Consider the following 11,725-nt stretch of genomic DNA (forward strand, 5'->3'; position numbering starts at 1 on the left):
TCCGTATTTTACAATTTTTTTAAATTCTCTACTGTGAGCCTCCTGACTCATTATCTCCGGACTCTCCCTATGGATACGCTGGTACAGCAGACCGTCAACGGTTTGATGCTCGGCAGCATCTATGCGCTGATCGCGCTCGGCTACACCATGGTGTACGGCATCCTGCGCATCATCAACTTCGCGCATGGCGACGTGCTGATGGTCGGGGCGCTCAGCGCGCTGTCGGCGATCGGCGTGTTGCAGCATCATTTTCCCGCGTTACCGCCCTACGCCACGCTGCTGCTGGCGGCCCTGTTCGCCATGGCCGTCTGCGCCATCACCTCGATGGCGATCGAACGTCTGGCCTATCGCCGGTTGCGCAATGCACCGCGCCTGGCTCCGCTGATCAGCGGCATCGGCGTCTCGCTGCTGTTGCAAACCCTGGCGATGCTGATCTGGTCACGCAATCCCCTGATGTTTCCGCAGCTGTTGCCGATGACGCCCATCGCCCTGACCGCAGGCAGCGCCGAACATGCGCCGGCGGTGATCACCGGCACCGCGATCGTCACGCTGGCGGTGGCCGTGACGGTCATGGCCGGCCTCTGGCTGCTGGTCGAACACAGCCGTTTCGGCCGCGCCATGCGCGCCACGGCGGAAAACCCGCAGGTCGCCGGCCTGATGGGCATCAGTCCTGACCGCATCATCGTTCTGACCTTCGCGCTCGGCGGCGCGCTGGCGGCGGTAGCCGGCATCATGATGGCCAGCAACTACGGCAACGCCGGTTTCTCGATGGGCTTTTTGCCCGGCATCAAAGCCTTTACCGCCGCCGTGCTCGGCGGCATCGGCAACCTGCGCGGCGCGATGCTCGGCGGTTTGCTGCTGGGGCTGTTCGAATCGCTGGGCACCGGCTATCTCGGCGAGCTGACCGGCGGCGTATTCGGCAGCAACTACCAGGACGTATTCGCGTTTCTGGTGCTGATCGCCGTGCTGGTCTTCCGCCCCTCCGGGCTGTTGGGCGAACGCATCGCCACGCGCGCATAAGGACATCACGATGACCGTTTTAACTTCCTCGCTTCCTCTGGCCACGCCTCGGCGCGCCAGGCTGGGGCTGACGCTGTTCATTCTCGCCCTGCTGCTGGCACCCTGGGTGGCGGGCGCCGCCGGCGGCAACTACTGGGTGCGCGTCGTCGACTTCGCGCTGCTGTACCTGATGCTGGCGCTCGGGCTGAACATCGTGGTGGGCATGACCGGATTGCTGGACATGGGCTTTATCGCTTTTTACGCCGTTGGTGCCTATCTGGCCGCGCTGCTGTCGTCACCGCATCTGACGCAGCAGTTCCCGCTGCTGCTGCAGTGGTTCCCCGATGGGCTGCACCTGTCGATGCTGTGGCTGATCCCGCTGGCGGCGCTGCTGGCGGCGGCGTGCGGCATTCTGCTCGGCGCGCCGACGCTGCGGCTGCGCGGCGACTACCTGGCGATCGTCACGCTCGGTTTCGGCGAGATCGTGCGTATTTTGATGCGCAACCTCGACCGCCCGGTCAACCTCACCAACGGCCCCAAAGGCATTTCCGGCATCGACCCGGTCAGCCTGTTCGGCCTGAAGTTTTCCGGCATGCATGAGTGGTTCGGCGTGCGTTTCTCCGGCCTGTACCTCTATTACTACCTGTTCGCCGCGCTGCTGCTGGCGATCCTGTTTATCAGCCTGCGGCTGCAAAACTCGCGCATTGGCCGCGCGTGGACGGCGATCCGCGAAGACGAGGACGCCGCGCGGGCGATGGGCATCAACACCCGCAACTTCAAGCTGCTGGCCTTTGCCATCGGCGCCACCTTCGGCGGCGTGGCCGGCGCGCTGTTCGCCGCGTTTCAGGGCTTCGTGTCGCCGGAATCGTTCACCCTGCAAGAGTCGATCGCCGTACTGGCGATGGTGGTGCTCGGCGGCATGGGGCACATCCCCGGCGTGATCCTGGGTGCGCTACTGCTGGCCGCTCTTCCGGAGCTGCTGCGCAGCAGCATGGGGCCGCTGCAGCAGGCGCTGTTCGGCCAGGTGCTGATCGACCCGGAAATTATCCGCCAACTGTTTTACGGCCTGGCGCTGATCCTGGTGATGCTGTATCGCCCGGCGGGCCTGTGGCCGGCCCGCCACCTAAGAGGGAATGCCGCATGACGCCTTTGCTCGCTTTACACCACGTCAGCAAACGCTTCGGCGGCCTGACGGCGGTGGATGACGTCAGCATGAGCATCCGCCAGGGGGAGATCTACGGCCTGATCGGGCCGAACGGCGCCGGTAAAACCACCTGCTTCAATCTGATCACCGGCCTGTACCGTGCCGACGAGGGCGAATTTCGCCTGCAGGGCCAGCGCTATAAGCCCCAGGCGATCGATAAAGTGGCGCAGGCCGGCATCGCCCGCACCTTCCAGAACCTGCGGCTGTTCAACGAAATGAGCGTGCTGGAAAACGTGATGGTCGGCTGCCACGTACGCACCCGTAATGGCCTGTGGGCGGCGATCGCCCGCCACCGCCGCGCCAGGGAGGAAGAACAGGCGGTGCGCGACAAGGCCCATGCGCTGCTGGAGTATGTCGGCATTGGCCAATTTGCCCATTACCGCGCCGGGGATCTCGCCTACGGCCACCAGCGCCGTCTGGAGATCGCCCGCGCACTGGCGACCGAGCCCCGGCTGCTGGCGCTGGACGAACCGGCGGCCGGCATGAACGCCGGAGAAAAAGTGGCGCTGCGCGAGCTGCTGCTGCGCATTCGCGACAGCGGCAAAACGCTGCTGTTGATCGAACACGACGTCAAGCTGGTGATGGGTTTGTGCGATCGCCTGACGGTGCTGGATTACGGCAAAGCGATTGCCGAAGGCGAACCGGCGCAGGTTCGGGGTGAACCGGCGGTCATTCAGGCCTATCTGGGAGGCGGCGCGCATGTCTGAAGCCCTGCTGAGCGTTAAACGACTCAAAGTGTCTTATGGCGGCATTCACGCGGTCAAAGGCATCGATTTTATGGTCAACGCCGGCGAGCAGGTCACGTTGATCGGCGCCAATGGCGCGGGCAAGACCTCCAGCCTGCGGGCGCTGACCGGGCTGCAGCCGTTCGAGGGCGACATCCTGTTCGACGGCCGTTCGATTCGCGGCGTGCCGCCGCACCGCTTGCTGCAACAGGGGCTGGTGATGGTGCCGGAAGGTCGTGGCATTTTCACCCGCCTGACGGTGCGAGAAAACCTGCAGCTGGGCGCCTATGCGCGCCGTGACAAACCGGCGGTGCGGCACGATTTCGAACGGGTATGCGCCACCTTCCCGCGCCTGAACGAACGCCTGCATCAACCGGCCGGGCTGCTTTCGGGCGGCGAGCAGCAGATGGTGGCGATGGGCCGCGCGCTGCTTAGCCGCCCGCGCCTGTTGATATTAGACGAACCGTCGATGGGGCTGGCGCCGATTGTGGTGGAGGCCATTTTTTCGGTCATCAAACAGTTGGCTCGTGACGGCGTCACGCTATTGCTGGTCGAGCAAAACGCCCGCCTGGCGCTGGAGTCTACCGATCGCGCCTATGTGTTGGACAGCGGCAGCCTGAGCCACAGCGGCCGCTCCGCCGAGATGCTGGACGATGAAAAAATCAAACAGATCTATTTGGGTGAATAACCGTTGCTACCTTTAACCGCACCAGGAGTATGACATGCAGCAGAACTTTCGCATCAAGCCGTTGGCGCTGGCCGCCGTAACGATGATCCTGAGCCTTCCGGCGCTGGCGGACGACACCGTGTTGATCGGCCTGGCCGGGCCGCTGACCGGCCCTTCCGCGCGCATCGGCAAAGATCTCGAAAACGGCGCGCGCCTGGCGATCGCCGACGCCAACGCGCAAAAGCCGACGCTGAACGGCAAACCGGTCACCTTCAAATTGCTGTCCGAGGACGATCAGTCCGATCCGCGCACCGCCGTGGCCGTCGCGCAGCGTTTGGTCGACGAAGGCGTGGCCGGCGTGGTCGGCCACTGGAATACCGGCACCAGCATCCCGGCGGCGCGTATCTACCACGACGCCGGCATCGCCCAGGTGGCACCGGTCGCCACCGGCCACGGCTACACGCAACAAGGCTTTGACACCAGCTTCCGCGTGATGGGCCACGACGACGACGGCGGCAACTATGCCGGGCAGTATGCGGTGAAAACGCTGAAAGCCCAGCGCATCGCGGTGATCGACGATCGCACCGCCTTCGGCCAGGGGCTGGCAGACGAGTTCATCAAATCGCTGCAGGCCCAGGGCGTGCAGCCGGTCACCCGCGAGTACGTCGACGACAAGACCGTCGATTTCAGCGCCGTGCTGACCACCGTGCGCAGCAAAAACGCCGATCTGATCTTCTTCGGCGGCGTGGATTCCCAGGCGGCACCGCTGGCGCGCAAACTGAAACAGCTGGGCATGAATGCGCAGCTGATGGGCGCCGGCGGCTTTGTCAGCCAGACCTTCCTGACGCTGGCGCAGCGGGAAGGCGAAGGCGTGGTGGCACTGGAGCCAGGGCTGCCGCTGGAACAGATGCCGGGCGGCAAGGCGTTTGAACAAGCCTACCGCGATCGTTACCACACCCACATCGAACTGCATGCGCCCTTCGCCTACGACGCCACCCGGGTGCTGATCGCCGCCATCGAGCAGGCCGGCTCGGCCAATCCGGCCGATTACCTGCCGAAACTGCGCGCCATACATTACCAGGGCGTGACCGGCGCCATTGCCTTCGATGCGCAGGGCAACCTGCAACAGCCGAGCTTCACCCTGTACCGGGTCGTGGACGGCAAATGGCAGCCGCAAACCGTGTTGGGCGGCGCCAAACCACAATAAATCAAGAGGAGCAAGGCGATGAGCTGTGCAAACAACGAATTGGGCATTTTGGCCCGCAGAAAGATCGAAGCGGAGATCATCAAACCGATCTACCAGATTCTGGTGCGTGAAATCGGCAAGGTGCGCGCTCAGGCGGTGATCGGCGAAGCCATCGAGAATGCCGCCATCGCGGCAGGCAAGCAGTTCGCCGCACAGGAGCCGAACGGCGCGGATCTGCGCAGCTTCGCCGCCTTGCAGTACCTGTGGGAAAAAGACGATGCGCTGCGCGTCGAGGTGATCAACCAGGACGAACAGCACTTCGACTATAACGTCACCCGCTGCCGCTATGCCGAGATGTATCACGAGATGGGGTTGGGGGAAATCGGCCACCTGCTCTCCTGCGCGCGCGACAGCCAGTTTATCGTCGGCTATGCCCCGGAGGTCGAGCTGCAGCGCAGCCAAACCATCATGTCCGGCGCCCCCTGCTGCGATTTCCGCTACACCGCCAAAACACCGGGAGAAGAACAATGACGTATCGGGTCAACGGCGAGCGCCTGTGGCAAAGCCTGCACGCGATGGCGCAGTTCGGCGCCATCGCCGACAACGGCGTCACCCGCCTGGCGCTCAGCGAAGAGGACCGGCAGGCGCGCGACCAGCTGCATCTCTGGGCGCTGGAGGCCGGTTGCAGCGTGCGCGTCGATCGAATGGGCAACATGTTCCTGCGCCGTGAAGGTTCGCGGCCCGAGCTGGCGCCGGTGGTCACCGGTTCTCACGGCGACTCGCAGCCCCAGGGTGGCCGTTTCGACGGCATCTACGGCGTGCTGGCCGGGTTGGAGGTTATTCGCAGCCTTAACGATCGGCAGATCGTCACCGAACGCGCGATTGAAGTGATCAACTGGACCAACGAAGAAGGCGCGCGCTTCGCGCCGGCGATGATCGCCTCCGGGGTGTTCGCCGGGGTATTCGATCTCGAGTACGGCCTGTCGCGCCGCGACGAGCATGGCATCAGCCTCGGCGAGGCGCTGGAACGCATCGGCTACGCCGGTGAGCATCCGGTGGGCGGCATGCCGATCCACGCCGCCTTCGAGCTGCACATCGAACAGGGGCCGATTCTGGAAGCGGAACATCTCGACATCGGCGTCGTGACCGCCGCACAAGGGCAGCGCTGGTACGAGCTGGAAGTCGTCGGCTTCAGCGCCCATGCCGGCACCACGCCGATGGATCGCCGCCGCGACGCCCTGCTGGGCTTCACCGAGCTGGTGACGGCGGTCAACGGTATCGGCTGGGATTTCGCGCCCGATGCGCGCGCCACGGTGGGCATGGCGCAAATCACCCCCAATTCACGCAACGTGGTGCCGGGCCGGGTCTTTTTCAGCGTCGAATTCCGTCATCCAGAGGAGGCAACCCTGGAGCAGATGGAGCAGCGCCTGCTGGCAGCGGTAAACCACGTCAACGGCAGCGGCCTGACCGCTCGCGCCGAGCGCATCTTTCAGTATCCTCCGATCGCTTTCGATCGAGGCTGCATCGACAGCATACGCCACGCCGCACAAGCCTTGGGCTATCGCCATCGCGACATGATTTCCGGCGCCGGCCACGATGCCTGTTACCTTAATCGCGTCGCGCCGACCGCCATGATTTTCATTCCCTGCGTGGATGGCATCAGCCACAACGAACGGGAGGACATCCCCCCCGCCTGGGCCGCCGCCGGTGCCGACGTCTTGCTGAACGCGCTGCTGGCGCACGCCGACGCCTGAACCTCGCCCCGGTTTTTCGCCGGGGCAAAAAATATTCAACAAAACGGTTGAATATTAGCCTGCCTGTTCTATATTCAACCATATGGTTGAATTATCTTCCTCACAGCTGGACGCCATTTTTCATGCGCTGGCCGATCCGACCCGCCGCTCGATGTTACGCGCGCTGGCCGGCGGTGAACGCAGCATCGGCGAACTGGCCGCGCCGCTGCAAATGTCGTTCGCCGGCGCCTCCAAGCACGTGAAAGCACTGGAACATGCGGGCCTGGTGCAACGCACCGTGCAAGGAAGAAACCATATCTGCCGGCTTGAACCCGAGCCTATGGCGCAGGCCATGCACTGGCTGCAAACCTATGAACATTTCTGGACTGAACGGCTGGATGCGCTCGAACAGGCGCTGCTGCAGCCCGAACAGCTTCCTCCCAAGGAGTGAACCATGAATGATTACGGCATGATTATCGAACCCGGCACGCTGCGCATCCAGCGGCTGCTGCCCGGCCCCATCGAGCGGGTGTGGGCTTACCTGACCGAATCCGACAAGCGCGCCACCTGGCTGGCGGCCGGCGCCATGAAGTTGGAAAACGGCGCGCCGCTGGAGCTGGAGTTTCGCAACTCCGATTTGGCGGGCGAGCACGAACCACCGCCGGCCAAGTACAAACAGCACGGCGGCTGCGTCAGCAACCGCGGCCACATCACCTGCCTGTTTCCGCCGCGCCTGCTGAGCTTTACCTGGGCCGAACAGGATCAGGGCCGTCCTTCCGAGGTGACTTTCGAACTGACGGAACAGGGAAGCGCCGTGCTGCTGACGGTCACCCACCGGCGCTTGGCCAACCGCGACGAGATGCTCAGCGTCGCCGGCGGCTGGCACACCCATCTGGATATCCTGTTAGATCGCCTGCACGATCGGGCGCCGCAGCCGTTCTGGAGCACCCATGCCCGGCTGGAAGAAGAGTACCGCGCCCGCCTGTAATTACGTCTCGTCCCTGCGCCTGAACGCCAGATAACCGGCGATCAGCGTAAAACTGCCGACCAGCAACACCAGTAGGATAAAACCGTGGTGATTGCTGGCCAGCGGGATCCCCCCCACGTTCATGCCGAAGAAACCGGCGACGATATTGATCGGCAATGCCAGCACGGTAATCACCGTCAGCGTGTAGAGCGTGCGGTTGTTCTGCTCCATCAGCTTGGCGCCCAGCTCCTCCTGCAGCAGCCGGATCCGTTCGGTCAGGCTGGCGAGATCGTTCAACACCACGGTGAACTCTTCGGTAAACTGCCGCAGATCCTGCACCACTTCGCGGCTCAGCCAGGTCGGCGGCCGGTTCAACAGGCGAAACAGCGCGGCCGGCTCGGGCGCCAACAGGCGCTGAAAGCGTAATAACATGCGGCGCATACGTCCCAGCTCGGCGCGGTTGCGTTTGACGCGGCGGGTCAGCAGACGATCCTCAATGGTATCGACATACTGGTTGGCCTGCCGCACCACCTGTTCCAGCACGTCCTCCTGCTCTTCCAGCAGGTGCGCCAGCAGTTCAGTGGACGAGGCCAGCTGCAGCGCCGTCAGGCGGCCGAGCAGCCGTTCAATGAGTCGCACCGGTTTGTGGCGCACGGTGACCACCAGCCCACGGCAGCAATAGAGCCACAGCGTCGCCGTCTCCGGGTTACTGTCCTCGGGGTGGAAAATCACGTCGTTGAGCACGGCGAACAGATCGTCGCCCTGGCGCTCGATGCGCGTGGTGTGGGAGCCGTGGCGAATCTCGTGAAAGAAAAAATCGGAAATGGCGAAATGATTTTTCAGCCACTTCTCCGCCGCCGCGTGGTTGAGATTGAGGTGCAGCCAGATAAAACCGTTGCCGGGCGGCAACGCCTGATAGGCCTGACAAACCTGCTGCGAGTTCAGGCGCGCCGGCGGCTCACCGGAACGAAACGCATGGCCGTAGATCAGCCCGGTCACTTCATCATCGAAATCAAGCTTATGCATCTTTTCCGCTAACCGTTGCACCATAACGCCTTATCCTGCCTCTCGCCGTTAACCCAGATCGTCCTCGCTGTTATAGCAATCTTTATCTATCGGCGTTAATGATTTTCAGCGTTCCCGATGATTAATATTTTCGTCATAAAAGCGTCATCGCCATTCAACATCGTTTTCATCCCTTGCCCGCTCAGCGACCGCACAATGGCAACATGAATATAGAGACTGGTACCCTCCATCACGCAAGACATATTTATTTAAGGAACACGACCAATAAGGAGATAATGACAATGAATACGTTTATTACAGGCGGATGGAGCCAGTCTCTGACTGGCCAGCCTCTCAAAGAGTTCGATGTCATGATGTATGGCATGGTCACCAACCTTGATGGATTGACCACGGGCACATCAGCGCATCCAGGATGGAGCCCGGAAAAGCAAAACAAACCCGATACTCTCCCCGGTTTTAAAGGAAAGACGCTCTGGGTTTATGGCGGCGGCGGATGCTCCCCACAGCAAAAGCCGGCAAATGAGGATGAAGTGTTGAGGATCGTCGAAGCCACGGTAGACCGGGGCTGGGACGGCGTCGATTTTGATGACGAATGCAATATGAACACCGAACGGGTCATCGAAGCCATGAAACGGCTAAAAGAGGCCCGAAAAGAGACCAGCCTGGGTTTTATTGCCGGCTATTCCTACAATCATCCCAATACGGAAAATGGTAAAAAGCTCAACGAGAAAGTCAGAAAAATCATCCTGTCAGGCCAGTGCGATCGCTTTATTCATTACTGCTATGCCGCAGCGATGTGGAGCGATGACGATATTGTCGCCAATGTCATCCCGGCATTAAAACAATCGTTGGCCAACGGTGCCGAGAATAAAAAATGCATTCTGGCCCTGACGACCCGGGGATTGACCGACTGGAATTTAAATTACTTTATCGATCAGGTTCTGGATTTTAATCTTGGCGGATTGTTTATTTGGAATTACGCCAACCTGACGGATGAACATAATAAAATCATCAAAAACCGGCTAGGCAATTAACACGCCCCGCTTGCCCTCGCCTATCAAGAGACCGTCAAGGCGGCCACTTGATAGGCATTCAGACGTTACTCAATAAAACCCAGTTTGAACTGCGCCTTGCCCGCCAGCGAGGTCAGCTCAGGATCCTCCGGGTAGGTAGCCAGAAGCGGGAAAAAGACTGCGCCGCCGATAATGCTGCGGCTTTTTGAATCTGCCGGGCGCAGGCCCCAGATATTTTGGTACGTCATCGGGACACTCCGGCCGTTAATCGCCGCATTGCCGATATACAGCATGATATGGCCCGGAATGTAGACCAGCGTGGTGAACGGCTTGCCATGCTCCTTGAGATAGCGCAGCCGCTCATCCGTGTTCGCCTGACTGAGATCGACCACTCGGCTTGCCGCCTCTATCTGCGCGGCGGAATTCCTGGGAAGAAACACCCCGAAAGGCATCAACAGGCTGCGCAGTTCAGAAGAGCAGTCATTATTGAAGTTATCATTCCCCCAGCCGTAGGGCCTGCCGCTCATCGAACGCATCAGCGTGGCAAGATGGTCTGGCGTCATTCGCCACGGCATGGCGGCAAACTCCCCCTCCTTTAAATCGATCCGGCGAATTTGCGCGCGACCATCCTCCCGGCGTACCGGCACGGCGACGCTAAAAACGCCCTGCCGATGGCGGTAAAATGGCAGAACCGTGCCATGACGCGCCGTAAAATAAAACAGCTCCCCCTCTTGTACCGACACCGGCTGCTGAATGAATGCCCCCAAATTTTTCCCTGCCAGCACCAGCCATTCGCTGACAAACCGCCGATCCGCCGCCGCGATATCTTCGCTATGCACCCAGCCGATCACCGTAGGCGATATGACGTATTTCCAGCGTTTATCGCGGCTTTCCGTCACAACGTATACCGGCGTACCGGGGCGGATAGAAGAGTCCTGCAAATTATCAAAGGGATAACCTTGCCCTGCCAGACGCGGATCGTCATAAGCCGGATCGTCTGTCGGCAACATCCTGACCAGCGTTTCCCTAATCGCAATACCTCTGGCCGAAGAATGATAAGCCTTGTCAATGCCGACAGACGCATTATTCCTGACCTGCTGTTTCCAGCGCTCAGCGTGAGTCCTGAAATTTTCCCCCCAGGAAACGCTGTCATTTCCAAGATATTTTTCCATTGCGGCATCACGGTGGCTTTCCGCTTCACGGCTCAAGACGGAAGCGATGTAATGCGGATTCCAGGGGGACTCCTCATCCGGCCCCATGCCAAAATAGTGGGATTTGAGGGCAGAAAAATGACGTTGCTGGGCGGCGAGATCCAGCACGGCAACCTGCCGCTGCGGGCCGGGAGGCAGCCATTTATCGACAGACTGCGAATAATTGTCCAACGGAAAAAGCGACTTGGTTGGATCGATAGGAGCAGACGCCGTGGCGTCGTGAGGTGGCGGTCTGACCGGCTCGCTGTGGCAGGCCGACAGCAACAGCAAGAGAGTCAGGCACAGCGGTTTTATTCCATTAAGCATGCGTTATCCACTCCGTGACAGGTTAAAGTCCGTTCTTTATCCTGAAGAGAAATCATACTAATTGATACTTATTAACATCGGCGATTGATTTCCCGTTGAAGAAGACAAAGCCGGTGGTATAGCAAGCGCCAATCGGATTTCCCGCCGCCGCGTAGAACGCGACCTTCCTCGCTGCCCCGCTCCACCAAATCTGCTACCCTGCGGCTTGGTTTTTTTGACAGGAGTCTTCCATGCGTCAACGCATCATTGTCTGCCCGCTGATTGAAAACGATAACGCCTTCCTGCTGTGCAAGATGGCCGCCCACAAGGGCGTATTCCCCGGCCAGTGGGCACTGTCCGGCGGCGGCGTCGAGCCGGGTGAGCAGATTGAACAGGCGCTGCGGCGCGAAGTGCGCGAAGAGCTGGGCGCCGCGCTGATCCTCGACAGCATCACGCCCTGGACCTTCCGCGACGACGTGCGCATCAAAACCTACGCCGACGGCAGCCAGGAGCAAATCTATATGATTTACCTGATTTTCGACTGCCATGCCGCCAACCGCGACGTGACGATCAACGACGAATTTGACGACTACGCCTGGGTGCCGCGCGAGCGCCTGGCGGACTACGATCTGAACGAGGCCACCCGCTTCACGCTGCGGCAACGCGGGCTGCTGTAACAGTTTGAGCGATTATCGCCCTATTTCCTTCA

13 protein-coding genes are annotated in these 11,725 nt (G+C 61.0%); 11 read left to right on the plus strand and 2 right to left on the minus strand.

Going from position 1 to position 11,725, the window contains the following annotated elements; genetic code table 11:
* Nucleotides 1-69 precede the first annotated feature (69 nt).
* The 9 genes from ACJ8QI_RS08620 (at nt 70) to ACJ8QI_RS08660 (ending at nt 7,502) form a co-directional block, all read left to right on the plus strand.
* Nucleotides 70-1,020: a branched-chain amino acid ABC transporter permease gene (locus tag ACJ8QI_RS08620; protein WP_060418744.1), complete on the plus strand. Its 951-nt coding sequence runs from the start codon at nt 70-72 to the stop codon at nt 1,018-1,020.
* Nucleotides 1,021-1,030: 10 nt separating this feature from the next.
* Nucleotides 1,031-2,143: an ABC transporter permease subunit gene (locus ACJ8QI_RS08625; RefSeq protein WP_060418741.1), complete on the plus strand. Its 1,113-nt coding sequence runs from the start codon at nt 1,031-1,033 to the stop codon at nt 2,141-2,143.
* On the plus strand, nt 2,140-2,910 hold the full coding sequence (locus tag ACJ8QI_RS08630; RefSeq protein WP_308342585.1) for an ABC transporter ATP-binding protein: 771 nt from the start codon (nt 2,140-2,142) through the stop codon (nt 2,908-2,910). The genes ACJ8QI_RS08625 and ACJ8QI_RS08630 overlap by 4 nt, the downstream gene beginning before the upstream one ends.
* Nucleotides 2,903-3,616, plus strand: a complete 714-nt coding sequence (locus tag ACJ8QI_RS08635; RefSeq protein ID WP_180547264.1) for an ABC transporter ATP-binding protein — start codon at nt 2,903-2,905, stop codon at nt 3,614-3,616. The genes ACJ8QI_RS08630 and ACJ8QI_RS08635 overlap by 8 nt, the downstream gene beginning before the upstream one ends.
* A gap of 82 nt (nt 3,617-3,698) precedes the next feature.
* On the plus strand, nt 3,699-4,802 hold the full coding sequence (locus tag ACJ8QI_RS08640) for a branched-chain amino acid ABC transporter substrate-binding protein (RefSeq protein WP_369803927.1): 1,104 nt from the start codon (nt 3,699-3,701) through the stop codon (nt 4,800-4,802).
* 18 nt (nt 4,803-4,820) lie between these two features.
* Complete coding sequence (locus ACJ8QI_RS08645; protein WP_060439876.1) at nt 4,821-5,312, plus strand: L-2-amino-thiazoline-4-carboxylic acid hydrolase; 492 nt, start codon at nt 4,821-4,823, stop codon at nt 5,310-5,312.
* Complete coding sequence (locus ACJ8QI_RS08650) at nt 5,309-6,535, plus strand: Zn-dependent hydrolase (protein WP_442532377.1); 1,227 nt, start codon at nt 5,309-5,311, stop codon at nt 6,533-6,535. The genes ACJ8QI_RS08645 and ACJ8QI_RS08650 overlap by 4 nt, the downstream gene beginning before the upstream one ends.
* A gap of 82 nt (nt 6,536-6,617) precedes the next feature.
* The gene (locus ACJ8QI_RS08655) at nt 6,618-6,965 is read left to right on the plus strand and encodes an ArsR/SmtB family transcription factor (protein WP_004938187.1); all 348 of its coding nucleotides are present in this window, start codon (nt 6,618-6,620) and stop codon (nt 6,963-6,965) included.
* Between the two features lie 3 nt (nt 6,966-6,968).
* Nucleotides 6,969-7,502 (plus strand): SRPBCC family protein, encoded by a 534-nt coding sequence (locus tag ACJ8QI_RS08660; RefSeq protein WP_060418727.1) that lies wholly within the window; start codon nt 6,969-6,971, stop codon nt 7,500-7,502.
* Here the strand turns inward: ACJ8QI_RS08660 and ACJ8QI_RS08665 are convergent, their stop codons facing one another.
* Entirely contained in the window at nt 7,503-8,531 is a 1,029-nt protein-coding gene (locus tag ACJ8QI_RS08665; RefSeq protein ID WP_084827756.1) for a transporter, read from the minus strand. It abuts the gene before it with no gap.
* Nucleotides 8,532-8,788: 257 nt separating this feature from the next.
* Between ACJ8QI_RS08665 and ACJ8QI_RS08670 the strand changes: the two genes are divergently transcribed.
* Nucleotides 8,789-9,541: a hypothetical protein gene (locus tag ACJ8QI_RS08670; protein WP_060418720.1), complete on the plus strand. Its 753-nt coding sequence runs from the start codon at nt 8,789-8,791 to the stop codon at nt 9,539-9,541.
* A gap of 65 nt (nt 9,542-9,606) precedes the next feature.
* On the opposite strand, the gene ACJ8QI_RS08675 is transcribed toward ACJ8QI_RS08670, so the two are convergent.
* Nucleotides 9,607-11,037, minus strand: a complete 1,431-nt coding sequence (locus tag ACJ8QI_RS08675) for an SH3 domain-containing protein (RefSeq protein ID WP_442532378.1) — start codon at nt 11,035-11,037, stop codon at nt 9,607-9,609.
* A gap of 230 nt (nt 11,038-11,267) precedes the next feature.
* On the opposite strand from ACJ8QI_RS08675, the gene nudI reads away from it, so the two are divergent.
* Nucleotides 11,268-11,693 carry a nucleoside triphosphatase NudI gene (gene nudI / locus ACJ8QI_RS08680; RefSeq protein WP_197779359.1) on the plus strand — a complete coding sequence of 142 codons (426 nt, stop codon included), beginning with the start codon at nt 11,268-11,270 and terminating at the stop codon, nt 11,691-11,693.
* The last annotated feature ends 32 nt before the right edge of the window (nt 11,694-11,725 follow it).

It is taken from the genome of Serratia sp. CY84636, assembly GCF_052166245.1.
Lineage (GTDB): Bacteria > Pseudomonadota > Gammaproteobacteria > Enterobacterales > Enterobacteriaceae > Serratia > Serratia nevei.